Raw genomic sequence first — 23,557 nt, 5'->3', positions numbered from 1 at the left:
TGGGGGAACCATGGCCCGCAGTGCACCAGCCCTTTCAGCCAACGTGTTACGGCGGCAGGCAAGCTAGTCTGTCTCTTACACCAGGCAACAAGGAGAAGCGGTATGCAAGTCAACATCAGTGGACATCAACTGGATGTGACCGACGCTCTGCGTGACTATGTCGGCGAGAAGTTGAGCCGGCTGGAACGCCATTTCGACAAGATCACCAATGTGCAGGTCATCATGGAGGTCGAGAAGCTGAAGCAGAAGATCGAAGCGACCCTGCACATTGCCGGCGGCGAGATCGTCGCCAACGCCGAACACGAAGACATGTATGCGGCCATCGACCTGCTGACCGACAAACTCGACCGACAACTGATCAAGCACAAGGAAAAGCAGCTGGGTCGCCTGCAAGGCGCCACGGCTCGCTGACAGCCCCTCCCAGATGATCCGACTCGAAACCATCCTGACTCCCGCACGTTCCCTGGTGAACGTGCCGGGAGGCAGCAAGAAACGTGTACTCGAACAGATTGCCAACCTGGTTGCCCGCGATCTCACCGATCTGGACGCCCAGGACATCTTCGAAAACCTGATCGCCCGCGAGAAGCTCGGCTCCACCGGCTTCGGCAACGGCATCGCCATTCCCCACTGCCGCCTGCCCGGCTGCAGCGCCCCGATCAGCGCCGTGCTGCACCTGGATGCGGCGGTGGACTTCGACGCCATCGACGGTGCACCGGTAGACCTGCTGTTCGTCCTGCTGGTACCGGAGGCGGCCACCGACGAGCACCTGGAGCTGCTGCGCCAGATCGCCAGCATGCTCGACCGCAGCGAAGTGCGCGAGCGCCTGCGCCAGGCGCAGAGCAACGAGAGCCTGTATCAGGTCGTGGTCGACGTTCAGAGCGGCCACTGAGCACGGGAGGCGGTATGCGTCTGATCATCGTCAGCGGACGTTCCGGCTCGGGCAAGAGCACCGCCCTCGACGTGCTGGAAGACAACGGCTTCTATTGCATCGACAATCTGCCCGCCGGCCTGCTGCCGGACCTGGCCGAACGCGCCCTGCTGCAGACCGAGCTGCTGCACCCGCAGGTCGCCGTGTCGGTGGACGCCCGCAACCTGCCCAGCCAGCTCAAGCGCTTCCCCGAACTGCTCGAGGAAGTACGCAGCCGCCATATCCAGTGCGACGTGCTATATCTCGATGCCGACGAAGACACCCTGCTCAAGCGCTTCTCCGAGACCCGCCGGCGCCACCCGCTGACCAACGAGGAACGCGCCCTGGCCGAGGCCATCCGTGACGAGGCACAGCTGCTGGCGCCGATCATCGACCTGGCCGACCTGAAGATCGACACCACCCACCTGAACCTCTATCAGCTGCGCGACACCCTCAAGCTGCGCCTGCTCAACAAGCCTGAGCCGGGAACCGCCTTCCTGATCGAATCGTTCGGCTTCAAGCGCGGCATGCCGGTGGATGCCGACTTGGTGTTCGACGTGCGCTGCCTGCCCAATCCCTACTGGAAGCCGGACCTGCGCGACATGTCCGGCCTGGAAGCGCCAGTCGCCGAGTACCTGGCGGCGCAGCCGGACGTGGAAGAGATGTACCAGGACATCCAGGCCTACCTGCACAAGTGGCTGCCGCGCTTCGCCGCCAGCAACCGCTCCTACGTGACAATCGCCATCGGCTGCACCGGCGGTCATCATCGCTCGGTATACCTGGCCAATCGCCTGGGCGAAGCCCTGAAACCCGTACTGAAGAATGTCCAGGTCCGCCACCGCGACCTCGGCTAAGGACTGCAATGCCCACCCGCGAGATCACCATCATCAACAAGCTCGGCCTACACGCCCGTGCCGCCGCCAAGTTCGTCGGAGTGGCCAGCGGGTTCCCCTGCCAGGTCCGCGTCGGCCGCTCGGCGGAGAGCCAGGTGGACGGCAAGAGCATCATGGCGGTGATGATGCTGGCCGCCGGCAAGGGCACCAACCTGCACCTGTTCAGCGAAGGCGAGCGCGAAGACGAGGCGCTGGATGCGCTGGTCGAGTTGATCAACAACAAGTTCGACGAAGGCGAATAACCCGCTCAGAACCTGTTTACGATTTCTGGATTAAAGCCAGACAAGGCAAAAACGGCCGAGGAAGCGCAGTTTACGAATGGTAAATGAGCATTCCGAGGCCGTTTTTAACGCCGTATGGCCGACAGCCAGGAGATCGTAAACAGGTTCTCAGCCGAGCGCGGTATCCATCACCATCATCAGGCAGAAGCCGGCCGCCAGACCGAGACTGGCCTCCGTGGCGTAGCCCTTGCGGTGCGACTCGGGAATGATCTCGTGGACCACGGCGAACAGCATGGCTCCCGCCGCCAGCGCCAGCCCCCAGGGCAGCAGCAGCGCCGAGATACCGACCAGCCAGGCGCAGAGCACGGCGAACAGCGGCTCCACCAGCCCCGAGGCGGCGCCGACCAGCAGCGCCTTGCCACGCCCCATCCCAGCACCCACCAGTACCAGAGAGATGATCAGCCCCTCCGGCAGGTCCTGCAGGGCGATGCCCATGGCCAGGCTGTCCGCCCCCGGCAGACCGGCGCCGGCGGATACGCCCACGGCCATGCCCTCGGGAATGTTGTGCAGGATGATCGCCACCACGAACAGCAGGATATTCGGCGCCAGCGCCTGCAGCTGACCATCGCCGGCGCGCAGCTGCACCTCGGGCAGCAGGCGCCCCAGGCCGAACAGTGCCCCGGCGCCGATCAGCAAGCCCAGGCTGGCGAGAAAACCCGCACCCCACTTGGAGAAGCCCAGCGCTCCCGCCGCATCCAGCGCCGGAATCAGCAGCGAGAACACCGTGGCGGCCAGCATCACCCCGCCACCGAAGCCCAGCAGGGTATCGGCGAAGCGGGTCGAGATGCTGCGCATGAACAACACCGGCAGCGCCCCCAGCGCCGTGCCCAGGGCGCACAGCAGGCCGCCCTGCAGCGCGCGCCAGATCTGCGGCTCAATGGCCTGCTCGGCAACCCCGCGCGCCTGCATTAGCAACAGGCTGCAGCCGAGCAGGACCAGCGAGAAGCCGATCAGATAGCGCAATGTCCGGCTTCCGCCAGAGGAGAAACTCTGCAACATGCCGATCAGTCTCCGCACAGGGCATCTCGGTAGCGCCGCGCCACCTCGCCCCAGTCGATCACGTTATAGAAGGCGCCGATGTATTCCGGGCGGCGGTTCTGATAGCGCAGGTAGTAGGCGTGTTCCCACACGTCGAGCCCGAGAATCGGCACATTGCCGTGCATCAGCGGACTGTCCTGGTTGGCGCTGCTTTCCACCACCAGCTTTCGCTCCGGGGTCACGCTGAGCCAGGCCCAGCCACTGCCGAAGCGGGTCAACGCGGCCTTGGTGAAGGCCTCCTTGAAAGCGGCGAAACCACCGAGCTGGGCATCGATCGCCGCGGCCAGGTCGCCGTTTGGCTCGCCACCGCCGCCCGGTGCCATCACCGTCCAGAACAGGCTGTGGTTGGCATGCCCGCCGCCCTGGTTGATCACCGCCGCATGCAGCGCCTGCGGTAGCTCGGCCAGACGCGTCAGCAATTGTTCCACCGGCCACTCGACATAGGACGATCCTTCGAGCGCGGCGTTCAGGTTGTTGATGTAGGTCTGGTGGTGCTTGCTGTAGTGGATATCCATGGTCTGCGCATCGATGTGCGGCTCCAGGGCATCGTAGGCATAGGGCAACGCCGGCAGGCTGTGGGGCATCGGTGAACTCCTTCAGTGATAGTGGCGGCCAGGGCTGGCCGGGCTCGGCTTGTGCGGCCAGGCGTGACGCTGCGGCGCTCCGAGCAGGCGGTCGGTGCGCGGAAAGGCACCGTGTTCGGCGATGAACTGCAGCAGCTCGAGGTAGGTGCGCCGGCTGTGGTGCATGGCGGCGGCGCGCAGCCCTTCCGCCAGGGCCGTGTCGGCCAGGGTCTGCAACATGCGCTCATGGCTGGCGCAGAGGTTCTCCGCCGCCTCTTCCAGATGGCCGAGCATCAGGTGCAGATCGGCCAGGTTATGGTGGGAGATGACGAAGGCGGCGACCGCCATGTCATGGTCGGCCCAGCGCCCGAACAGCACCTGCGCCTCGGCCAGCGCCTGCAGATACAGCTCGCGCGCCTGCACCCAGTCGCCCTCGGCGAAGCGGCGATTGCCCGCCTCGATGGTCTTCTTCCAATGCTCCATCGCCTGCCCTCCTGGCCCTCGCGGGCCGTTGCGGCGACCTCAGAGGCCGCCTTCGGTGAGTTTTTCCGGGTTGAGCAATTGCTCCAGCTGCTGCCGCGACAGATCGGTGTTCTCCAGCGCCACCTCGATGACCGGCCGCCCCTCGCGGTAGGCCTGCTTGGCGATGTCGGCGGCCTTCAGATAGCCGATCAGCGGATTGAGCGCGGTGACCAGGATCGGATTGCGATCCAGCGCTTCCTTGAGCTTGATCTGGTTGACCTTGAAGCTGGCGATTGCGCGGTCGGCCAGCAGGCGGCTGACGTTGCTCAGCAGCTGGATGCTGTGCAGCAGGTTGTCCGCCACCAGGGGCAGCATCACGTTCAGCTCGAAGTTGCCGGACTGGCCGGCGATGGAGATGGCGGTGTCGTTGCCGATTACCTGGGCGGCGACCATGGCGGCGGCCTCAGGGATCACCGGATTGACCTTGCCCGGCATGATCGACGAGCCCGGCTGCAGCGCCTCCAGCTCGATCTCGGCGAGGCCGGCGAGCGGGCCGGAGTTCATCCAGCGCAGGTCGTTGGCGATCTTCATCAGCGACACGGCCACCGTCTTCAGTTGGCCGGACACGGCCACCGCGGTGTCCTGCGAGCCGATCAGGGCGAAGAAGTTGGTGCCGCTGCTGAACGGCACGCCGGTCAGCCCGCTCAGCTCGCGGCAGAAGTGTTCGGCGAAGCGCGGATGCGCGTTGACCCCGGTGCCTACCGCCGTGCCGCCCTGGGCCAGAGCCTGCAGGCTCGGCTGCAGCGCGCGCAGGTGGATGATGTTGGCCTGGATCTGCTGGGCCCAGCCGTCCAGCACCTGGCTCATGCGCACCGGCATGGCATCCATCAGGTGGGTACGCCCGGTCTTCACATAGGGCTGCACCTCCAGCGACTTGTCGCACAGCACCTTGAGCAGATGACCGAGGGCCGGCAGCAGATTCTCGCTCAGCTCCAGCGCGGCGCTGACATGGATGGTGGTGGGAATGATGTCGTTGCTGCTCTGCCCGCAGTTGACGTGGTCGTTGGCGTTGACCTTGTCGCCGAGCAGGCGGCTGGCCAGGGTGGCGATCACCTCGTTGGCGTTCATGTTGGAGCTGGTGCCGGAGCCGGTCTGGAACACGTCGACCGGGAAGTGCGCCATGAAGTCGCCGTCGAGCAGCTGCTGGCAGGCCGTGACAATGGCATCGCCCAGTGCCTGGCTGAGCTGCTCCAGCTCGACGTTGGCCCGTGCCGCTGCGGCCTTGGCCAGGATCAGCGCGCGGATGAAGGGCGCCGGCATGCGCTGACCGGAAACCGGGAAGTTGTTCACTGCGCGCTGGGTCTGCGCACCGTAGAGCGCCGCGGCCGGGACTTCCAGTTCGCCCATGCTGTCGCGTTCGATACGGGTGTCACTCATAGGGATTTCCTTCTAGCGGTTCGTTGAATGAGAGGGAGGGCGGCAAGCGCAGGGTGGCCAGCCGGTTACGCAGATCGTTCAGGCGGCGCTGCCGGCGCCGATCGCGAGCCAGCAGTTGCATGGCTTGCAGCGGTCGATAGGCGCGGTCCAGGCAGAGGCTGCGCCAGTGCCAGGGCAGCGCCGGATCGCAGGCGGTGTCGAGCAGGAGTTCGAGCGTGGTGCGCGACATGCGCCAGGCACCGAGGCGCCCATGCGCCACCAACTGGCGGCCATGCAGCTCATGCTGGTCGAGCAGGCGCGGCTCGTCGGGCAGCAACGCGCAGCGAATGCGGAAGCCCTGCCAGTACCAACAGTCCAGACATGGAGAAAGAAAGGGAAACGACATGGTGCACTCGTCGCAGCTCGATATTGATATTAATTCTTATTTGATAAGAATAATCAATACACTAACTGTACGGGCATCCCACACCAGGCAAACAGCAGACAGCAAAAAGCCCGCGGCCTGTGCAGGCGGCGGGCTTTGCTGGACGGCTGCGTTATCAGCTGCCGGCGACGGTCATCCGCTCGATCAGCACCGAGCCGGTGCGGATATTTCCGCGCAGTTCCAGGTCGCTACCCACTGCGACTATCTGGCTGAACATGTCGCGCAGGTTGCCGGCGATGGTGACTTCCTGCACCGGGAACTGGATCTCGCCGTTCTCCACCCAGAAGCCGGCGGCGCCGCGCGAGTAGTCGCCGGTGACCAGATTGAGGCCCTGCCCCATCAGTTCGGTGACCAGCAGGCCACGTCCCATGCGTTTGAGCAGCGCCTGCTGATCCTCATCGCCATGGCTGACGAACAGGTTGTGCACGCCGCCGGAGTTGGCCGTGCTCGGCATGCCCAACTTGCGCCCGGAGTAGGTGCCGAGGATGTAGGACACCAGCTCGCCGCCAGCGACGAAGGGCTTGGCATAAGTGGCCAGGCCGTCGCCGTCGAAGGTGGCACTGCCCATGGCGCGCGGAATGTGCGGACGCTCGTCGAGGTTCAGCCATTCGGGGAACAGGCGCTGACCCAGCGCACCCTCGAGGAATGAGGAATGGCGATAGAGGTTGCCGCCGGAAATGGCCGCGAGCAGGTGGCCGAATAGCCCGGTCGCCAGCTCTGCGGCGAACAGCACCGGCACCTCGCAGGTCGGCACCGGTCGCGCGCCCAGGCGCGCCACGCTGCGTTCGGCGGCCAGGCGACCAATCTTCGCCGGATCGGCCAGCAGTTCGCCCTGGCGATTGACGTCGTACCAGTAGTCACGCTGCATCTGCCCGTCGCCCTCGGCGATCATCACGCAGCTCAGGCTGTGACGAGTGCTGGCGTAGCCGCCGATAAAGCCATGACTGTTGCCATAGACCCGGCAGCCCTGGTGAGTGCTGAGACTGGTGCCGTCGGCGTTGCTGATGCGTTTGTCGGTGGCGAAAGCCGCCGCCTCGCAAGCTAGCGCCAGCTCCACCGCCTGTTCCGGCGCGATGGCCCAGCGATGGTAGAGGTCCAGTTCGGGCAGCTCGCGGGCCATCAGCGCAGCGTCGGCGAGGCCGGCGCAATCGTCTTCCGAGGCATGTTTGGCGATGGCCAGGGCGGCAGCCACCGTCTCGCGAATCGCCGCCTCGCCACTGGCAGAGGTGCTGGCCGAGCCCTTGCGCTGACCGACGTAGAGGGTAATGCCGAAGCCCTGGTCGCGGTTGAACTCGACCGTCTCGACCTCGCCCTGGCGCACCGTGGTGGACAGCCCCTGCTCCATCGACACCGCCACTTCGCAGGCGCTGGCGCCCTGACGGCGCGCCTCGGCGATGATCTGCTCGACCTGCGCCTGCAGATCCGGCAGGGCCTGCGGGCCCACTGCTTGTGCTGAACTCATGTTGCACTCCAACGACGGGCGGCCGGTCCGCTGCGGACAGGCCCTCCCTGACTGGTTATCATGGCGGCGTTTCCATCCGGACCGCCCCCATGGCTGATTCATACGACGAAGACTTCTCCGGCGAGAAGAGCAAGACCCAGATCAAGCGCGAGCTGCACGCCCTGCAGGATCTCGGCGCTCGCTTGACCACCCTCAAGCCCGACCTGGTCGCCAAGCTGCCGATCACCGACGGCCTGCGCAAGGCCCTGGCCGAGGCGCCGAAACACACGGCCAATGCCGCCAAGAAACGCCACGTCCAGTTCATCGGCAAGCTCATGCGTGACCAGGACATCGAGGGCATCCTCGCCCTGATCGACCAGGTCGACAGCTCCACCCGCGAATACAACGAACGCTTCCACGCCCTGGAGCGCTGGCGCGATCGCCTGGTCGCCGGTGACGACACCACCCTGGAGAGCTTCGTCGTCGACTACCCGGAAGCCGACCGCCAGCACCTGCGCAGCCTGATCCGTCATGCCCAGCACGAGGCGGTGCGGAACAAACCGCCAGCCGCCGCGCGCAAAATCTTCAAGTACATCCGCGATCTGGACGAGGTCCAGCGCGGCCTGCGTTAACCCTGCCTCTGCGGGCGCAGCCTAGGCCGCGTCCTGCTTCAGACTCTCCCGCCCGGCACCTCAGGCGCCGGTGCCACCCACGGTGATCGCATCGATCTTCAGGGTCGGCTGACCGACGCCCACCGGCACCGACTGGCCGTCCTTGCCGCAGGTACCCACGCCGCTGTCCAAGGCCAGGTCGTTGCCGACCATGGACACCTTGCTCATGGCCTCCGGGCCGTTTCCGATCAGGGTTGCGCCCTTGACCGGGGTGGTGATCCTGCCGTCCTCGATCAGGTAGGCCTCGCTGGTGGAGAACACGAACTTGCCGCTGGTGATGTCCACCTGGCCGCCGCCAAGGTTGGCGCAGTAGATGCCGCGCTTCACCGAGCGGATGATCTCTTCCGGGTCGCTCTCGCCGGCCAGCATGTAGGTATTGGTCATGCGCGGCATCGGCAGGTGCGCGTAGGACTCGCGACGGCCGTTGCCGGTCGGCGCCACGCCCATCAGGCGGGCGTTCAGCTTGTCCTGCATATAGCCCTTGAGCACGCCGTTCTCGATCAGCGTGGTGCACTGGGTGCGAGTGCCTTCGTCGTCCAGGCTCAGCGAGCCGCGGCGGCCGGCCAGGGTGCCGTCATCGACGATGGTGCACAGTTTGGACGCCACCGGCTGGCCGACGCGGCCGCTGTAGGCCGAACTGCCCTTGCGGTTGAAGTCGCCTTCCAGACCGTGGCCGACCGCCTCGTGCAGCAGCACGCCGGACCAGCCGGCGCCCATCACCACCGGCAGGGTGCCGGCCGGCGCGGGCACCGCTTCCAAATTGACCAGGGCCTGGCGCAGCGCCTCGCGGGCATAGCCCATGGCGCGCTCTTCGCCATTGCCGTCCTGCTCGAGGAAGTAGCGGTAGTCGCTGCGCCCGCCGCCGCCATGGCCGCCACGCTCGCGGCGGCCGTTCTGCTCGACGATCACACTGACGTTGAAGCGCACCAGCGGGCGGATGTCGGCGCCCAGGCTGCCGTCGCTGGCGGCCACCAGCACGTGATCCCAGACCCCGGCCAGGCTGACCGTGACCTGCTTGATGCGTGGGTCGAGGGTGCGGGTGAACACGTCGATGCGCTTGAGCAGCTCGACCTTCTCGGCGCGCTCCAGCACTTCCAGCGGGTTGTCCTGGCCATATAGGGCGACCACCGCCGGGCTGGCGAAGGCCTGCACGCGGCCCTGCTGGCCGGCCCGGGCGATCGAACGGGCGGCGCGTGCCGCCTGGCTCAGAGCCTCGGCATGGATGGCGTTGCTGTAGGCGAAACCGGTCTTCTCGCCGGACTGGGCGCGCACGCCCACGCCCTGGTCGAGGTTGAAGCTGCCCTCCTTGACGATGCCGTCTTCCAGCACCCAGGACTCGGAGACCTGGCTCTGGAAGTACAGGTCCGCCGCGTCGATGCCGGGACCGGCCAGTTCGCCGAGGATCGCCGGCAACTGCTCGATGGTCAGGTTGCCGGGGGCCAACAGATGGCCGCTGACGCGGCCGAGGATGTCGCTCATAACTGCTCCGTCGGCGCCGGACCGGGCTGGGCCGGCGCAATGAATCGTCTGTGTCGCGCCACCGGCATGCGCTGGCGCACGGCGGCCTGCTCGGCGGCATCGCGTTCGGCGAGCAGCACCGCTTCGCCTTCTGCCTGTTCGGCCAGTACCCGGCCCCAGGGGTCGATGATCGCCGAGTGGCCGAAGGTCTCGCGCCCGCCCGGGTGCGAACCGCCCTGCCCCGCCGCCAGCACGTAGCACTGGGTCTCGATGGCGCGGGCGCGGGTCAGCACCTGCCAGTGCGCAGCGCCGGTAACGGCGGTGAAGGCCGCCGGCGCGCTGATCAGTTCGGCGCCGGCCTCGCGCAGCCGGCTGTACAGCTCGGGGAAGCGCAGGTCGTAGCACACGCTCAGGCCCAGGCGCCCCACGGGCGTCTCGGCCACCACCACCTGCTCGCCGAAGGCGTAGTCGTCGGACTCGCGGTAGCGGCCACGGCTGTCGGCCACATCCACGTCGAACAGGTGCAGCTTGTCGTAGCGCGCCACCCGCTCGCCATGCTCGTCGACCAGCAGCGAGCAGGCATGGGCCTTGGCCTCGGGGCGGGCGTCCGGCGGCAGGGGAATGGTCCCGGCCACTACCCATAACCTTAGATCACGGGTGGCCTGGCGCAGCCAGGGCAGGATCGGACCAGCGCCCGCGGCCTCGGCGCGGCCGAGGTCGGCCTGGTCGCGGCGACCCATGGCGGCGAAGTTTTCCGGCAGCACGGCGAGACGCGCGCCGCGCTCGGCCGCCTGCTCGAGCAGACGACGGGCGGCGGCAAGATTGGCCAGGACATCGTCCTGGCTGACCATCTGGATTACGGCGAGGGACATGAACGCCTCCTTGCCCGCATGCTACCGCAAGTCGCCCGTGCTGACCTCAACGTGGCTTCTCGAAGGGTTTTTCGAAGCTGATCTCGGGGTTCTGCCAAGGGCCCTTGACCTTGTACTGCACGCTGGCGAAGCGCGCCACGCGGTCGCCGAGCAGCTTGTCGGCCACGAACAGGGCGCCGCCGATAGCCGGCGCGCCGACGATCAGTGCCGCCAGCGGCAGGTTGTTGGTCACCGGCAGGGTCACCAGCAGCTTGGCGTCGATCTGGTCGCGGGCCATGTCCAGGGTGCCGTTCAGCTCCAGGGTGCTGGACGGGCCGACCACGCGCAGCGGCTCGCGGGTCTGGAACACACCATCCTTGCCGACCAGCAGGGTCTTGGTGGTGTCGTAGCTGAAGCCCTTGCCGAGCAGGTCGGAGAAGTCCAGGCGCAGACGCCGACTGATCGAGTTGAAGTTGAGCAGGCCGAACACGCGCAGGGCCGAGGCAGAGCCCTGTACCTCGACGAACTGGCCTTTACGCAGGCTGGCGTCGAGACGGCCGGACAGGCGCTCGAGGGCGAACCAGGCCGGCGATCCGGGCCAGCTGGCATCCACATCCAGACGGAAGCGCTCGCTGGTGGCACTGGGCGCGTAGCCCCAGGCGCTGAGCACATCGGCCAGGTTCTTGCCCTCGATGCGGCCCTTGTACCAGCTGGAACTGGCCCCCGGCGCGCCCTGCCAGCCGGCGTTGCCAGCCAGCTTGAGGCCCTTGAGATCGAGCGACAGCTCGCTGAAGGCCACGCCTTGCGGCGTCGGCCGCGCCTTGAGCGACCAGGCGCCGATCAGCGCATCGCCCTGCATGACCTTGGCGATGCGCACGTCCAGCGCGGGAATCTGCCGCGGATCGACGGCGGCCAGCAGATCGGGGGCATCCGGCTCGTCAGGCTGGTCGGCTTTGCGCGGCTCGGCCGGCGGGAAGCTCAGGCGCGCCAGGTCGATACTGATCGGCGCACCCTTGGCGTCCGGCAGGCCGACCTGGCCTTCCAGCAGCGCGCTGTTCAGGTCCAGCTGCCAGCCGGCCTGGGCCCGCGCCAGTTTGACCGCGAGATTGTCGACCTGGGTACCGAAGCCGCTGAAGCGGTCGATGTTCAGATCCGCACCACGGAAGAACTGCAGGGTCTGGCCATCCCCGGCCAGGCCGACATGCGGCTTGGCCGCGGCCTGCCAGGCGTTCCAGTCCAGCTCGGCGATGCGCCCGCTGACGCGCAGGCCCTGGTCCGAGGGCAAGCGCGCCGGCTCGCCACCCAGGCGCAGCTCGCCGCGCCCTTGCAGCGCCGCACCCGGAGGGGCGGCGAAGGCCAGGCTGGCCACGTTGCCATAATCCAGCCAGTAGCGTCGCTCGTTGCCCTGCAGGGTCATGCGCCAGGTAGTGGGACGCGTGTCAGTGGCGAGCTTGGCGAAGGGCGCCGGCAGCTCCACGGCCAGGCCCTTGAGGTCGGACTCGATGCGCAGCTGGCTGTCGCCGCCGTCCAGTGCCAGGTTCAGCTTGTAGGGAATCTCGCCCTTGAGCGGCAGCGGCTGGGTCACGCCCAGCCAGCCGGTGAGCTGGGCCAGGGCGATCTTGCCGCTGGCCTCGATGCGCGTGCGCGCATTGCCACGCGCGCCTTCGGCCAGGGCCCGGCCGCGCACGGCGTGGCCCAGGGCCTGGGCACGGATATCCGGAGCGCTGAGGCCGGTGGCGGTATCGAAGCGAAACGCGCCCTTGATCTGGCTCAGCGCCAGCTTGGGCGTGCTGATCTGCAGCTGTGCGCCCTCGGTGGCGAAGTCCACCTGCACCTGGGGTGGCTGGCCCTTGGCCAGGGGGATGTCCAGCTTCAGCTTGCCGTTCAGCGGGCCCTGCCCCTGCCAGCCGGCAAAGATCTCGGCGGTGCCGATCGGCGCTTCCTGGAGAATCTTCAGGGCGTCGGGCAGGCTGCTGTCCAGTTCGCCACTCAGCGCCAGGCGCGGCGGCTGCCCCGCAGGCGCCTTGGGTACGTTGACCGTCACATCGCGCACGCGGCTGTCGAGAATGCGCGCCTCGGGCACCCGCACATCGACACCGTCGTCCTCGATCAGCACCTCGCCGCGCGCCTCGCGCAGCACCGGCCAGCCGGGCTGGAAGGCCAGTTCGGCGCCGTCCACCAGGAAGTACAGGCTGATGCTGCGCGAGGCATCCTCGGCGCCCTTGGCCAGGGAGCCCTGGTACTGGAACCAGCCGTCGTCGATATGGCCCTTGCGGATCGATTCGTTTAACCACTCGGCCAGGGCCGGACTGAGGCCGGGGGAGAGGGTCGGCAGGTACTTCTTGGCCTGCAGCGCATCGCCGTCCTGCAGGCCGACCCGCAGGTCCATGTAGTCCTCCAGGGCCGGGTCCTTCTTCATCCGCACCAGGAAGTCGCCGGCGATCCGCCCCTCGTCGCCCACCACCTGCAGGTAGGGGCTCTGCAGGGTCAGGCCTTCGTCATCGAGCTCCCACAGCAGGCGGGCGCCGGCCTGGCGGTAGCGCCACATCTGCGGGAACAGGTTGGGGAAGTGCAGGCCGAAATTCTCGCTGGCGGCCAGGCCCTCGCCGCCGCCCAGGTCGCCGCGCACGCTGCCGCTGGCATTGTCCACCGCCGGCACGCCCTGCCAGGCGCCGATGCCGACGCGCTCCAGATTGGTCGAGAACTGCACGCGCTTGGCGTCGGTCAGCTGCGGCAGATAATCCAGCTGCAGGTTGCGCAGGGCGCCACGCGGGCGCAGCGCGCCGACGACTTCCGCGGCCTTGTCCGGCAGCGGCGCCAGGGCCAGCACCACCGGCGTCAGCGGGGTCAGGTCGAGATGGTCGGCGCTCAGGCTCCAGCGCTCGACCTGGCCATTGGCGTCGAGGGTCTGTTGCAGCGCCAGCTGCGCCTCGCCCCAGCGGGTCTCGCCCAGGCTCAGGGCCAGGGCATCCACCAGCAGGTCGAAGCCATCGGCGCGCCGCTCGAAGAAAGCACTCAGGCCCAGGTCGTTGACCTGCACCGGCTCGCGTTTGGCGTAGGCGCCACGAATCTCCGGCGCATGCAGGCGGGCGGCGCCGCGCTGCACCCGACCCTGCGCCCACTCCAGCCAGAACTCACCGCCGGCCTGGGCCTTGCTCAGCTGCCAGTCACGGGTCAGGCCCCGGGGCAGCCAAGCGGCCCAATCGCTCTGCGGCAGACTGAGGTAGGCGTCGGCGCTGCTGGCGCGCCAGTCCTGGCGGTCCAGACGCAGGCGCAGGTTGAACGCCAGCGGCTGGCCATCGGGCAGGCGCAGGCGACCGTCGAGGCGCTGGCGCACGCTGCCGCTGCGCAGGGTCAGGTCGATGTAGGTGAGGCTCTGCGGCGCTTGCTCGAAGGGCTCGAAGGTCAGCTGACTGCCGAGCAGGGAAACCTTGCTGAGCATGCCCAGGCCGTCGATCAGCTTCTGCGGATCGAAGGGCTTGGCTGGCTCGCGCTGCGGCAGGCCCTCCACCGCCCAGCGCCCTTGCGCGTCCTGGCGCAGACTCAGCTGCAGGCCCTCGACCTGCAGGTTGGCGAGGCGCGGCTGGCGCGCCAGCAGGCTGGCCAGCACGTCCGGCACCACGCGCACCTGGTCCAGGCGCACGGCGCTGGCGCCTTCACCGACCAGCACGTCATGGGCCGTGAGCACCGGTGCCAGGCCGCGCCAACCGCCCTCCAGGCTGCCGATGGCGAGCGGCATGTTCAGCGCCGTGGCGGCCTTGGTCTCGACCTCGTCGCGGTAGTCGGCCACCAGCGGCACCAGCTCGCGGCCCAGGCTGACGTACAGCGCGGCCAGCACCAGCACCAGCGCGCACAGGCCCAGGCCCCAGCGCAGCAGCCTGTTCAGCAGGCTAGCGAGGAAGTTCATTCAGAGCAGCACCACGTCATACTGCTCCTGGGAATACATGCTCTCCACCTGGAACTTGATCGGCCGGCCGATGAAGGCCTCCAGGTCGGCGACGTTGCCCGACTCCTCGTCCAGCAGACGGTCGACCACCTTCTGCTCGGCCAGCACCAGGTAGCCCTCGGCCTGGTAGGCGCGGGCCTCGCGGAGGATCTCGCGGAAGATCTCGTAGCAGATGGTTTCCGGGGTTTTCAGCTTGCCGCGGCCCTGGCAGCAGCTGCACGGCTCGCACAGCACCTGCTCGAGGCTCTCGCGGGTGCGCTTGCGGGTCATCTGCACCAGACCCAGTTCGGTGATGCCGATGATGTTGGTCTTGGCATGGTCACGCTCCAACTGCTTCTCCAGGGTGCGCAGCACCTGGCGCTGGTGCTCTTCATCTTCCATGTCGATGAAGTCGATGATGATGATTCCGCCCAGGTTGCGCAGGCGAAGCTGGCGGGCGATGGCGGTGGCCGCCTCGAGGTTGGTCTTGAAGATGGTTTCTTCGAGCGTGCGGTGGCCGACGAAGGCGCCGGTGTTGACGTCGATGGTGGTCATCGCCTCGGCCGGGTCGACGATCAGGTAGCCACCGGACTTGAGCGGCACCTTGCGCTCCAGGGCGCGCTGGATCTCGTCCTCGACGCCGTACAGGTCGAAGATTGGTCGCTCGCCGGGGTAGTGCTCCAGGCGGTCGGCGATCTCCGGCATCAGCTCGTCGACGAACTGGATGATCTTGCCGAAGGTCTCCCGCGAGTCGACGCGAATCTTCTCGATCTTCGGATTGACCAGGTCGCGCAGGGTGCGCAGGGCCAGCGACAGGTCCTCATAGATCACCGAGGGGGTCGGCGCGGTCTTCATCTGCGCGGCGATCTGCTCCCATAGGCGACGCAGGTAGCGGATATCGGCGAGGATCTCATCGGCCCCGGCGCCATCCGCGGCGGTTCTGAGGATGAAGCCGCCGACTTCCTCGATGCCCTCGGCGGCCACGCAATCGGCCACCACCTGCTTGAGGCGCTCGCGCTCGGCCTCGTCCTCGATCTTCAGCGAAATGCCGACGTGCGCGGTGCGCGGCATGTAGACCAGATAGCGCGAGGGAATGGACAGGTGGGTGGTCAGGCGCGCGCCCTTGGTGCCGATCGGGTCCTTGGTCACCTGCACCACCAGGCTCTGGCCCTCATGGACCAGCGCGCCGATGGACTCCACCGCGCTGCCTTCGCGGGTGGAAATCTCCGCCGCGTGGATGAAGGCGGCGCGCTCCAGGCCGATGTCGACGAATGCCGCCTGCATGCCCGGCAGCACGCGCACCACCTTGCCTTTATAGATATTGCCGACGATGCCGCGCTTCTGCGTGCGCTCGACGTGCACTTCCTGCAGCACGCCGTTTTCCACCACCGCCACGCGCGACTCCATCGGCGTGATGTTGATCAGGATTTCTTCGCTCATGCGTCCTACTCTGCGCGTCGCGACTGCTGGCCAGGGGCCGCTGCCACGCTAACTGTTTGGGCCGGCAGGTCAGGCCTGCCAGCACGGAATCCCGAATTCCTCGAGCAGCTGCGCGGTTTCGCACAGCGGCAGGCCGACCACGGCCGAATAGCTACCCTCGATCTGGCTGACGAACACCGCCGCCAGTCCCTGAATACCATAGCTGCCCGCCTTGTCGCACGGCTCACCGGTTTGCCAATAGGCCTCGGCCTCACCGGCGCGTAGCGGGCGGAAACGTACCCGGCTGATCACCACCCGCGATTCGATACGTTCGCTGCTGGCCAGGGCGACGGCGGTCAGCACCTGGTGCTCGCGCCCGGACAGCGCCGCCAGGGTCGCCAGCGCCTCGGCGCGGTTCTCCGGCTTGCCGAGAATACGCCCGTCGAGCACCACGCTGGTGTCGGCGCCCAGCACCACGGCTGTCTGCGCCTGCCCCAGTGCAGCCAGCCCGGCCTGCGCCTTTTCCCGCGCCAGGCGCTCTACATAGCGCTCTGCCGGCTCGTTGGGCAATGCCGTTTCATCGATGGCTGCGCTCAGCGTGACGAAGGGCACGCCGATCTGCGCCAGCAACTCGCGCCGGCGGGGGGAACCCGAAGCCAGATGAAGCGTGGCCATGCAGAGGTCTCCGGGTCAGGTGGGGATGGCGGGTCAGCGAATGGCGAAACGCTGCTGCAGCCCACGCAGGATGGCGAACACCCAGGGCCAGAGCAAGGCGCTGATCAGCGCCGGCAGGACGAAGGCCAGGGTCGGCGGGCGGTTGCCGGTCAGCGCGTTGAGCCACAGCTGCACCAGCTGGGCGATGCCGAACACCACCAGCAGCACCAGGCTCTGCTGCCACATGGGGAACATCTGCAGACGGCGCTGCAGGGACAGCACCAGGAAGATAATCAGGGTGAGGATCAGCGCGTTCTGCCCGAGCAGCGAGCCGAACAGCACGTCCTGCACCAGCCCCAGGCACCAGGCGCTGACCATGCCGATGCGATGCGGCACGGCCAGCACCCAGTAGGACAGGAGCAGGGCCAGCCACAGCGGGCGACCGATTTCCATGAACTGCGGCATGGGCGCCACGCTGAGCAGCAGGGCGAGGATCAGGGTGAACCAGATCACCCAGCTGTTGTGTGCCTTGACCTGGACCATCACTGACTCTCCCGTTCGACGGCCGGAGCGGCGGGGGCGGCAGGTGCCGGGGTGGCCGCGGATCGCGTCGGCGTCGCACCGCTCGGTGAACCCTGCGGCGGCGTGGCGGCCGGGGTCGGCTGCGTCTCGGGCCGGGCCTGGCCGTCGGCGGCCTCGCGGTCGGCGGCTTCCTGGGCCTCGGCAGCCTCGGTGGCACGCTGCTCGGCGGTGCGGCCGTCGGTGAATACCAGCAACATGTAGCGGCTGCGATTGAGGGCGGCGGTGGGTACCGCGCGGACAATGGCGAAGGGCTGTCCGGAGTCATGCACCACTTCGTTGACCGTGGCCACCGGATAGCCGGCCGGGAAGCGCTGGCCCATGCCGGAGCTGACCAGCAGATCGCCTTCCTTGATATCCGCGGTATCGGCCACGTGGCGCAGCTCCAGGCGCTCCGGATTGCCGTTGCCGGCGGCGATGGCACGCAGGCCATTGCGGTTCACCTGCACCGGAATGCTGTGGTTGGTGTCGGTGAGCAGCAGCACGCGGGCGGTATAGGGCATCACCTCGACCACCTGGCCCATCAGGCCGCGGGCGTCGAGCACCGGCTGGCCGATGAACACGCCATCCTTCTCGCCCTTGTCGATCAGGATGCGGTGGGTGAAGGGATTGGGATCGACGCCGATCAGTTCGGTGACCAGCACCCGCTCGTCCACCAGGGCGGCGGAGTTGAGCAGTTCGCGCAGGCGCACGTTCTGCTCGGTGAGGGTGGCCAGCTTCTGCAGGCGGCCCTGCATCAGCAACGACTCGGCCTTGAGCTTCTCGTTCTCGGCCATCAGCTCGCTGCGGCTGGTCAGCTGCTGATTGGCATCCTCCCAGAGGGTGACCGGCAGGCGGGCGATGCGATAGGCCGGCTCGGTGATCAGGCCGACCTGGGCGCGCAGCGGCTGCAGCACCTCGAAACGCGCATCCACCACCATCAGCACGGCCGACAGCACGACCAGCACCAGCAGTCGTACGCCCAGCGACGGTCCCTTGGCAAATAGCGGTTTGATGGCAGCTACCCTCGGCTGACGGCTAGAAAACACAAAGCCGGAAGGTTCGGCTTCCGGCTTCGGCTCACATCGGGAAAGATCACTCGGTGGACAGCAGGTCCATGGAGTGACGATCCATCATCTCCAGGGCACGGCCACCGCCGCGCGCCACACAGGTCAGCGGGTCTTCGGCGACGATCACAGGCAGGCCGGTTTCCTGGGCCAGCAGCTTGTCCAGGTCGCGCAGCAGGGCGCCACCGCCGGTCAGCACCAGACCGCGCTCGGCGATGTCCGAGGCCAGCTCGGGCGGGGATTGCTCCAGGGCGCTCTTCACGGCCTGGACGATGGTCGCCAGGGACTCCTGCAGCGCCTCCAGCACTTCGTTGGAGTTCAGGGTGAAGCTACGCGGTACGCCTTCGGCCAGGTTGCGGCCGCGCACGTCGACTTCGCGCACGTCACCGCCGGCGTAGGCGGTGCCGATTTCCTGCTTGATGCGCTCGGCGGTGGATTCGCCGATCAGCGAACCGTAGTTGCGGCGCACGTAGGTGATGATGGCTTCGTCGAAGCGGTCGCCGCCGACACGCACGGATTCGGCGTAGACCACGCCGTTCAGCGAGATCAGGGCGATTTCGGTGGTACCACCGCCGATATCGACGACCATCGAGCCGCGGGCCTCTTCGACCGGCAGGCCGGCACCGATGGCGGCGGCCATCGGTTCTTCGATCAGGAACACTTCACGGGCACCGGCGCCGAGGGCGGATTCGCGGATGGCGCGGCGTTCGACCTGGGTGGATTTGCACGGTACGCAGATCAGCACGCGCGGCGACGGCTGCAGGAAGCTGTTCTCGTGAACCTTGTTGATGAAGTACTGCAGCATCTTCTCGCAGACGCTGAAGTCGGCGATCACGCCATCTTTCATCGGGCGGATGGCGGAAATGTTGCCCGGAGTACGGCCCAGCATGCGCTTGGCCTCGGTGCCGACGGCGACCACAGATTTCTGGTTGCCACTGCTACGAATGGCGACCACGGACGGCTCGTTGAGGACGATGCCACGCTCGCGGACATAAATCAGGGTATTGGCGGTGCCCAGGTCGATCGACAGATCGCTGGAAAACATGCCACGCAGTTTCTTGAACATGAGAAAGAAGCCCTAGACAGAGCGCGATGAAAACGCTGGGTAAAAAAGTGCGGCAAACTCTATCAATGAGCGACCTTTTGGGCAAGGCGGCGTCTGTGCTAAATTGCCTGCTTTTCCGGGCCTTTAGGGCCCCAAATCGCGGCATCTGACCGCCCCATGCGGCATCCGTTCCCCGCCTGCTTCCGCCCGGTCACCCGCCTGCTTCTTGGAGAATCACGATGGCGCTCGAACGCTCCGACGTGGAAAAAATCGCCCATCTGGCCCGTCTCGGCCTGAGCGAAGGCGAGATTCCACAAACCACCGCGACCCTCAACAACATCCTCGGCCTGATCGACGCCATGCAGGCGGTCGACACCAGCGGCGTCGAGCCCCTGGCCCACCCGCTGGAAGCCACCCAGCGCCTGCGCGCCGATGTGGTGACCGAACAGAACCAGCGCGACGCCTACCAGGCGGTTGCCCCGGCCGTGGAAAGCGGCCTGTTCCTCGTGCCGAAAGTCATCGAATAAAAGGAAAGGGTTTCCCATGCACCAACTGACCCTGGCCGAGATCGCCCGCGGCCTGAAGGACAAGACCTTCTCCTCCGCCGAGCTGACCGGCGCCCTGCTGGCCCGTATCCAGCAGCTTGACCCGCATCTCAACAGCTTTATTACCGTCACCGAGGAGCTGGCCCTGAGCCAGGCCAAGGCCGCCGATGCCCGCCGCGCCAGTGGTGAAGACGGCGCCCTGCTCGGCGCGCCGATCGGCCACAAGGACCTGTTTTGCACCAAGGGCGTGCTGACCAGCTGCGGCTCGAAGATCCTCACCGGTTTCAAGGCGCCCTACGACGCCACCGTGGTCGATAAATTGGCCGCCGCCGGCACCGTCACCCTGGGCAAGCTGAACATGGACGAGTTCGCCATGGGCTCGGCCAACGAATCCAGCCACTACGGCGCGGTGAAGAACCCCTGGGACACCTCCCGCGTACCGGGCGGCTCCTCCGGCGGTAGCGCCGCTGCCGTAGCCGCGCGCCTGTTGCCGGCTGCCACCGGCACCGACACCGGCGGCTCGATCCGCCAGCCGGCCGCACTGACCAACCTCACCGGGATCAAGCCGACCTACGGCCGCGTCTCCCGCTGGGGCATGATCGCCTATGCCTCCAGCCTCGATCAGGGCGGCCCACTGGCCCGCACCGCCGAGGACTGCGCCCTGCTGCTGGGCGCCATGGCCGGCTTCGATCCGAAGGACTCGACCAGCGTCGACCAGCCGGTCGATGACTACCTGGCCGCCCTGAGCCAACCGCTGGCCGGCCTGCGCATCGGCCTGCCGAAGGAGTACTTCGGCGCCGGCCTCGATGCCCGCATCGGCGAGAGGGTGCTGGCGGTGGTCGATGAGCTGAAGAAGCTCGGCGCCACGGTCAAGGACATCTCGCTGCCGAACATGCAGCACGCCATCCCGGCCTACTACGTGATCGCCCCGGCCGAGGCCAGCTCCAACCTGTCGCGCTTCGACGGCGTGCGCTTCGGCTACCGCTGCGAGAACCCCAAGGACCTGCAGGACCTGTACAAGCGCTCGCGCGGTGAGGGCTTCGGCGCGGAGGTGAAGCGGCGCATCATGGTCGGCACCTACGCGCTGTCCGCCGGCTACTACGACGCCTACTACATCAAGGCCCAGCAGATCCGCCGGCTGATCAAGAACGACTTCGTCGCGGCCTTCAACGAGGTCGACGTGATCCTCGGCCCGACCACGCCGAACCTGGCCTGGAAGATCGGCGCAAAGAACAACGACCCGGTCGCCGAATACCTGGAAGACATCTACACCATCACCGCCAACCTGGCCGGCATCCCCGGCCTGTCGATGCCCGCCGGCTTCGTCGACGGTCTGCCGGTCGGCGTGCAGTTGCTCGGCAACTACTTCCAGGAAGGTCGCCTGCTGAATGTCGCGCACCAGTACCAGCAGGTCAGCGACTGGCACAAACAAGCACCGAGCGGCTTCTGAGGAAGGATCAAGACATGCAATGGGAAACCGTGATCGGGCTTGAGATCCACGCTCAGCTCAGCACCCAATCGAAGATTTTCTCCGGCAGCGCCACCACCTTCGGCGCCGAGCCCAATACCCAGGCCAGCCTGGTCGACCTGGGCATGCCCGGCACCCTGCCGGTGCTGAACGCCGAGGCCGTGCGCATGGCCTGCAAGTTCGGCCTGGCGATCGACGCCGAGATCGCGCCGAAGAATGTCTTCGCGCGCAAGAACTACTTCTACCCGGATCTGCCCAAGGGCTACCAGACCAGCCAGATGGACCACCCCATCGTCGGCAAGGGCTTCCTCGACATCACCCTGGAAGACGGCAGCACCAAACGCATCGGTATCACCCGCGCGCACCTGGAAGAAGACGCCGGCAAGAGCCTGCACGAAGACTTCCACGGCATGAGCGGCATCGACCTCAACCGTGCCGGCACGCCGCTGCTGGAGATCGTCTCCGAACCGGAAATGCGCAGCGCCAAGGAAGCCGTGGCCTACGCCAAGGCCATCCACGCCTTGGTGCGTTATCTGGGCATCTGCGACGGCAACATGGCCGAAGGCTCGCTGCGCTGCGACTGCAACGTCTCGGTACGCCCCAAGGGCCAGGCCGAGTTCGGCACCCGCCGCGAGATCAAGAACGTCAACTCGTTCAAGTTCATCGAGCGCGCCATCAACACCGAAATCGCCTGGCAGATCGACGAGCTGGAATCCGGCCGCAAGATCGTCCAGGAAACCGTGCTGTACGACGTGGCGGCCAACGAGACGCGCTCCATGCGCAGCAAGGAAGAAGCCAACGACTACCGCTACTTCCCCTGCCCCGACCTGCTGCCGGTGGTGATCGAGCAGAGCTTCCTCGACGAGGTTCGCGCCAGCCTGCCGGAGCTGCCGGTGCAGAAGCGCGAGCGCTTCGAGGCGCAGTTTGGCCTGTCCGCCTACGACGCCAGCGTGCTGGCCGCCAGCCGCGAGTTGGCCGACTACTTCGAGCAGGTCCAGCAGACCTGCGGCGATGCCAAGCTGGCCGCCAACTGGGTGATGGGCGAGCTGTCCAGCCTGCTCAACAAGGACAACCTGGAGATCGAGCAGTCGCCAGTCTCCGCCCAGCACCTGGGCGAGATGATCCTGCGCCTGAAGGACGGCACCATCAACGGCAAGGCCGCGAAGACCGTGTTCGCCGCCATGGCCGAAGGTGAAGGCTCGCCGGACGAGATCATCAAAGCCAAGGACCTGGTGCAGAACACCGACAGCGGTGCCGTCGAGAAGCTGCTCGACGAAGTACTGGCTGCCAACGCCGAGCAGGTCGAACAGTACCGCGCCAGCGACGAGGCCAAGCGCGGCAAGATGTTCGGCTTCTTCGTCGGCCAGGCGATGAAAGCCGCCAAGGGCAAGGCCAACCCCGGCCAGGTGAACGAACTTCTCAAGAAGAAGCTCGAAAACTAAGAGCGCAGCGACGCCGGGGCAACCCGGCGTTGTTCTCTCTGGGAGCCGCCATGCACAAGATCGCGACCATCTTCCTGCCGCTGTTGCTACTGGCCGGCTGCGCCAGCCAGCCCAGCGCACAGCGCCCCGAGGCACCAGCCACGCCGCCGAAGCCGGCGCCGAGCGTCAGCGCACCGGCTAAAGCGGACACCAAGCCGGCGGCAGAGCCGAGCTACCAGGCCAAGGGCAAGGCGTCCTACTACGCCTCGCGCCACCACGGCCGGCGCACCGCCAGCGGCGAGCGCCTGAACAACAACGCCTTCACCGCCGCCCATCGCGAGCTGCCGTTCGGCACGCGGGTCAAGGTCACCAACCTGAGTAACCACCGCTCGGTGGTGGTGCGCATCACCGACCGCGGCCCGCATACCCGCGGCCGCCTGATCGACCTGTCGCAAGCCGCCGCCCGTGAACTGGGCATGTTGCGCGCCGGCGTCGCCCAGGTGCGCGTCGAGAGCGTGGACAACTAACGCCCGCCATCGCAGGGATCACCAGGAGCATGCAATGAACGACAACGCCAAAGCCGGCGAACAGGTGCGCCGTGAAGTCATGGGCGACGCCTTCGTCGACCGCGCCCTGAACAACGCCACCGACTTCACCCAGCCGCTGCAGGAATTCGTCAACCAACACGCCTGGGGCGGGGTCTGGACCCGCGGTGTGCTGGAGCGCAAGACCCGCAGCCTGATCACCCTGGCCGCGCTGACCGCGCTGAAGTGCCCGCAGGAGCTGAAGGGCCACGTGCGCGGCGCGCTGAACAACGGCTGCACGGTGGAGGAAATCCGCGAGGCCCTGCTGCACTGCGCCGTCTATGCCGGCGTGCCGGCGGCCATCGATGCCTTTCGCGCAGCCCAGGAAGTGATCGCCGAGCAAGCGTGACACAGCGCACAAAGCGCTCGAATTTCACCGATCCGCACCGCTCGCCAGGATGGCGGGCAGGCGCATAATTCACGCCCTCGACAGGCAGTGCTGTCG

24 protein-coding genes are annotated in these 23,557 nt (G+C 67.1%); 10 read left to right on the top strand and 14 right to left on the bottom strand.

Annotated features, from left to right (window positions below):
- Positions 1-102: 102 nt before the first annotated feature.
- Genes raiA through N7607_RS14325 form a run of 4 tightly spaced genes read left to right on the top strand, consistent with a single transcriptional unit; the run spans position 103 to position 2,042 of the window.
- The gene (gene raiA / locus N7607_RS14340) at positions 103-411 is read left to right on the top strand and encodes a ribosome-associated translation inhibitor RaiA (RefSeq protein ID WP_021701305.1); all 309 of its coding nucleotides are present in this window, start codon (positions 103-105) and stop codon (positions 409-411) included.
- A gap of 13 nt (positions 412-424) precedes the next feature.
- Complete coding sequence (ptsN, locus tag N7607_RS14335; RefSeq protein WP_279866221.1) at positions 425-889, top strand: PTS IIA-like nitrogen regulatory protein PtsN; 465 nt, start codon at positions 425-427, stop codon at positions 887-889.
- Between the two features lie 14 nt (positions 890-903).
- Entirely contained in the window at positions 904-1,761 is an 858-nt protein-coding gene (gene rapZ / locus N7607_RS14330; RefSeq protein ID WP_279866222.1) for an RNase adapter RapZ, read from the top strand.
- Positions 1,762-1,769: 8 nt separating this feature from the next.
- The gene (locus tag N7607_RS14325) at positions 1,770-2,042 is read left to right on the top strand and encodes an HPr family phosphocarrier protein (RefSeq protein WP_137974950.1); all 273 of its coding nucleotides are present in this window, start codon (positions 1,770-1,772) and stop codon (positions 2,040-2,042) included.
- Positions 2,043-2,189: 147 nt separating this feature from the next.
- Here N7607_RS14325 and N7607_RS14320 read toward each other — a convergent pair whose 3' ends face one another.
- The 6 genes from N7607_RS14320 to pmbA all read right to left on the bottom strand — a co-directional run bounded on the left by N7607_RS14320 (position 2,190) and on the right by pmbA (position 7,467).
- A complete protein-coding gene (locus N7607_RS14320; protein ID WP_279866223.1) occupies positions 2,190-3,080 on the bottom strand; it encodes a ZIP family metal transporter in 891 nt (296 codons plus the stop codon).
- A gap of 5 nt (positions 3,081-3,085) precedes the next feature.
- Positions 3,086-3,703, bottom strand: a complete 618-nt coding sequence (locus N7607_RS14315; protein WP_279866224.1) for a superoxide dismutase — start codon at positions 3,701-3,703, stop codon at positions 3,086-3,088.
- Positions 3,704-3,715: 12 nt separating this feature from the next.
- Entirely contained in the window at positions 3,716-4,165 is a 450-nt protein-coding gene (locus tag N7607_RS14310; RefSeq protein WP_279866225.1) for a tetratricopeptide repeat protein, read from the bottom strand.
- Between the two features lie 39 nt (positions 4,166-4,204).
- A complete protein-coding gene (gene fumC, locus N7607_RS14305) occupies positions 4,205-5,581 on the bottom strand; it encodes a class II fumarate hydratase FumC (RefSeq protein WP_279866226.1) in 1,377 nt (458 codons plus the stop codon).
- Entirely contained in the window at positions 5,574-5,966 is a 393-nt protein-coding gene (locus N7607_RS14300) for a FagA protein (protein ID WP_279866227.1), read from the bottom strand. Before N7607_RS14300 ends, fumC begins: the two co-directional genes overlap by 8 nt.
- Before the next feature lie 154 nt (positions 5,967-6,120).
- Positions 6,121-7,467 carry a metalloprotease PmbA gene (gene pmbA, locus N7607_RS14295; protein ID WP_279866228.1) on the bottom strand — a complete coding sequence of 449 codons (1,347 nt, stop codon included), beginning with the start codon at positions 7,465-7,467 and terminating at the stop codon, positions 6,121-6,123.
- 89 nt (positions 7,468-7,556) lie between these two features.
- On the opposite strand from pmbA, the gene yjgA reads away from it, so the two are divergent.
- A complete protein-coding gene (gene yjgA / locus N7607_RS14290) occupies positions 7,557-8,078 on the top strand; it encodes a ribosome biogenesis factor YjgA (RefSeq protein WP_279866229.1) in 522 nt (173 codons plus the stop codon).
- A 60-nt stretch (positions 8,079-8,138) separates the two neighbouring features.
- On the opposite strand, the gene tldD is transcribed toward yjgA, so the two are convergent.
- The 8 genes from tldD to mreB form a co-directional block, all read right to left on the bottom strand.
- Entirely contained in the window at positions 8,139-9,596 is a 1,458-nt protein-coding gene (gene tldD, locus N7607_RS14285; protein WP_279866230.1) for a metalloprotease TldD, read from the bottom strand.
- Positions 9,593-10,447: a carbon-nitrogen hydrolase family protein gene (locus N7607_RS14280; RefSeq protein ID WP_279866231.1), complete on the bottom strand. Its 855-nt coding sequence runs from the start codon at positions 10,445-10,447 to the stop codon at positions 9,593-9,595. Before N7607_RS14280 ends, tldD begins: the two co-directional genes overlap by 4 nt.
- A gap of 46 nt (positions 10,448-10,493) precedes the next feature.
- The gene (locus tag N7607_RS14275) at positions 10,494-14,333 is read right to left on the bottom strand and encodes a YhdP family protein (RefSeq protein WP_279866232.1); all 3,840 of its coding nucleotides are present in this window, start codon (positions 14,331-14,333) and stop codon (positions 10,494-10,496) included.
- Positions 14,334-15,791 (bottom strand): ribonuclease G, encoded by a 1,458-nt coding sequence (rng, locus tag N7607_RS14270; protein ID WP_279866233.1) that lies wholly within the window; start codon positions 15,789-15,791, stop codon positions 14,334-14,336. It abuts the gene before it with no gap.
- A gap of 69 nt (positions 15,792-15,860) precedes the next feature.
- The gene (locus N7607_RS14265; RefSeq protein ID WP_279866234.1) at positions 15,861-16,445 is read right to left on the bottom strand and encodes a Maf family protein; all 585 of its coding nucleotides are present in this window, start codon (positions 16,443-16,445) and stop codon (positions 15,861-15,863) included.
- A 33-nt stretch (positions 16,446-16,478) separates the two neighbouring features.
- On the bottom strand, positions 16,479-16,967 hold the full coding sequence (gene mreD / locus N7607_RS14260; protein WP_279866235.1) for a rod shape-determining protein MreD: 489 nt from the start codon (positions 16,965-16,967) through the stop codon (positions 16,479-16,481).
- Positions 16,967-17,998, bottom strand: coding sequence for a rod shape-determining protein MreC (gene mreC / locus N7607_RS14255; RefSeq protein ID WP_279866308.1), 1,032 nt, complete (start codon positions 17,996-17,998; stop codon positions 16,967-16,969). Before mreC ends, mreD begins: the two co-directional genes overlap by 1 nt.
- A 79-nt stretch (positions 17,999-18,077) precedes the next feature.
- A complete protein-coding gene (mreB, locus tag N7607_RS14250) occupies positions 18,078-19,115 on the bottom strand; it encodes a rod shape-determining protein MreB (RefSeq protein WP_021701292.1) in 1,038 nt (345 codons plus the stop codon).
- Positions 19,116-19,333: 218 nt separating this feature from the next.
- On the opposite strand from mreB, the gene gatC reads away from it, so the two are divergent.
- From gatC to N7607_RS14225, 5 genes are read left to right on the top strand one after another with little or no spacing between them, the layout of a single operon-like run.
- Complete coding sequence (gene gatC, locus N7607_RS14245; protein ID WP_279866236.1) at positions 19,334-19,621, top strand: Asp-tRNA(Asn)/Glu-tRNA(Gln) amidotransferase subunit GatC; 288 nt, start codon at positions 19,334-19,336, stop codon at positions 19,619-19,621.
- 16 nt (positions 19,622-19,637) lie between these two features.
- Complete coding sequence (gene gatA / locus N7607_RS14240) at positions 19,638-21,089, top strand: Asp-tRNA(Asn)/Glu-tRNA(Gln) amidotransferase subunit GatA (RefSeq protein WP_279866237.1); 1,452 nt, start codon at positions 19,638-19,640, stop codon at positions 21,087-21,089.
- Between the two features lie 14 nt (positions 21,090-21,103).
- Positions 21,104-22,549, top strand: a complete 1,446-nt coding sequence (gene gatB / locus N7607_RS14235) for an Asp-tRNA(Asn)/Glu-tRNA(Gln) amidotransferase subunit GatB (RefSeq protein WP_137974961.1) — start codon at positions 21,104-21,106, stop codon at positions 22,547-22,549.
- Positions 22,550-22,599: 50 nt separating this feature from the next.
- Complete coding sequence (locus tag N7607_RS14230; protein WP_279866238.1) at positions 22,600-23,055, top strand: septal ring lytic transglycosylase RlpA family protein; 456 nt, start codon at positions 22,600-22,602, stop codon at positions 23,053-23,055.
- Positions 23,056-23,089: 34 nt separating this feature from the next.
- Positions 23,090-23,461, top strand: a complete 372-nt coding sequence (locus tag N7607_RS14225; RefSeq protein WP_279866239.1) for a carboxymuconolactone decarboxylase family protein — start codon at positions 23,090-23,092, stop codon at positions 23,459-23,461.
- Positions 23,462-23,557: the final 96 nt, after the last annotated feature.

Origin of the sequence: Pseudomonas sp. GD04019 (assembly GCF_029837695.1) — a bacterium.
Taxonomy (GTDB): domain Bacteria; phylum Pseudomonadota; class Gammaproteobacteria; order Pseudomonadales; family Pseudomonadaceae; genus Aquipseudomonas.
The sequence above is the reverse complement of the archived record's forward strand: the minus strand, read 5'-3'. Positions and strand labels throughout refer to the sequence as shown.

Excerpts from the sequence above, each read along its gene's own strand:
- fumC (WP_279866226.1), bottom strand. The coding sequence starts at position 5,581 with ATGAGTGACACCCGTATCGAACGCGACAGCATGGGCGAACTGGAAGTC.
- pmbA (WP_279866228.1), bottom strand. The coding sequence starts at position 7,467 with ATGAGTTCAGCACAAGCAGTGGGCCCGCAGGCCCTGCCGGATCTGCAG.
- yjgA (WP_279866229.1), top strand. The coding sequence starts at position 7,557 with ATGGCTGATTCATACGACGAAGACTTCTCCGGCGAGAAGAGCAAGACC.
- N7607_RS14300 (WP_279866227.1), bottom strand. The coding sequence starts at position 5,966 with ATGTCGTTTCCCTTTCTTTCTCCATGTCTGGACTGTTGGTACTGGCAG.
- raiA (WP_021701305.1), top strand. The coding sequence starts at position 103 with ATGCAAGTCAACATCAGTGGACATCAACTGGATGTGACCGACGCTCTG.
- N7607_RS14275 (WP_279866232.1), bottom strand. The coding sequence starts at position 14,333 with ATGAACTTCCTCGCTAGCCTGCTGAACAGGCTGCTGCGCTGGGGCCTG.
- N7607_RS14310 (WP_279866225.1), bottom strand. The coding sequence starts at position 4,165 with ATGGAGCATTGGAAGAAGACCATCGAGGCGGGCAATCGCCGCTTCGCC.
- ptsN (WP_279866221.1), top strand. The coding sequence starts at position 425 with ATGATCCGACTCGAAACCATCCTGACTCCCGCACGTTCCCTGGTGAAC.
- gatC (WP_279866236.1), top strand. The coding sequence starts at position 19,334 with ATGGCGCTCGAACGCTCCGACGTGGAAAAAATCGCCCATCTGGCCCGT.
- mreB (WP_021701292.1), bottom strand. The coding sequence starts at position 19,115 with ATGTTCAAGAAACTGCGTGGCATGTTTTCCAGCGATCTGTCGATCGAC.
- N7607_RS14225 (WP_279866239.1), top strand. The coding sequence starts at position 23,090 with ATGAACGACAACGCCAAAGCCGGCGAACAGGTGCGCCGTGAAGTCATG.
- N7607_RS14315 (WP_279866224.1), bottom strand. The coding sequence starts at position 3,703 with ATGCCCCACAGCCTGCCGGCGTTGCCCTATGCCTACGATGCCCTGGAG.
- gatB (WP_137974961.1), top strand. The coding sequence starts at position 21,104 with ATGCAATGGGAAACCGTGATCGGGCTTGAGATCCACGCTCAGCTCAGC.
- N7607_RS14280 (WP_279866231.1), bottom strand. The coding sequence starts at position 10,447 with ATGTCCCTCGCCGTAATCCAGATGGTCAGCCAGGACGATGTCCTGGCC.
- tldD (WP_279866230.1), bottom strand. The coding sequence starts at position 9,596 with ATGAGCGACATCCTCGGCCGCGTCAGCGGCCATCTGTTGGCCCCCGGC.
- N7607_RS14230 (WP_279866238.1), top strand. The coding sequence starts at position 22,600 with ATGCACAAGATCGCGACCATCTTCCTGCCGCTGTTGCTACTGGCCGGC.
- N7607_RS14325 (WP_137974950.1), top strand. The coding sequence starts at position 1,770 with ATGCCCACCCGCGAGATCACCATCATCAACAAGCTCGGCCTACACGCC.
- gatA (WP_279866237.1), top strand. The coding sequence starts at position 19,638 with ATGCACCAACTGACCCTGGCCGAGATCGCCCGCGGCCTGAAGGACAAG.
- N7607_RS14265 (WP_279866234.1), bottom strand. The coding sequence starts at position 16,445 with ATGGCCACGCTTCATCTGGCTTCGGGTTCCCCCCGCCGGCGCGAGTTG.
- N7607_RS14320 (WP_279866223.1), bottom strand. The coding sequence starts at position 3,080 with ATGTTGCAGAGTTTCTCCTCTGGCGGAAGCCGGACATTGCGCTATCTG.
- rng (WP_279866233.1), bottom strand. The coding sequence starts at position 15,791 with ATGAGCGAAGAAATCCTGATCAACATCACGCCGATGGAGTCGCGCGTG.
- rapZ (WP_279866222.1), top strand. The coding sequence starts at position 904 with ATGCGTCTGATCATCGTCAGCGGACGTTCCGGCTCGGGCAAGAGCACC.
- mreD (WP_279866235.1), bottom strand. The coding sequence starts at position 16,967 with ATGGTCCAGGTCAAGGCACACAACAGCTGGGTGATCTGGTTCACCCTG.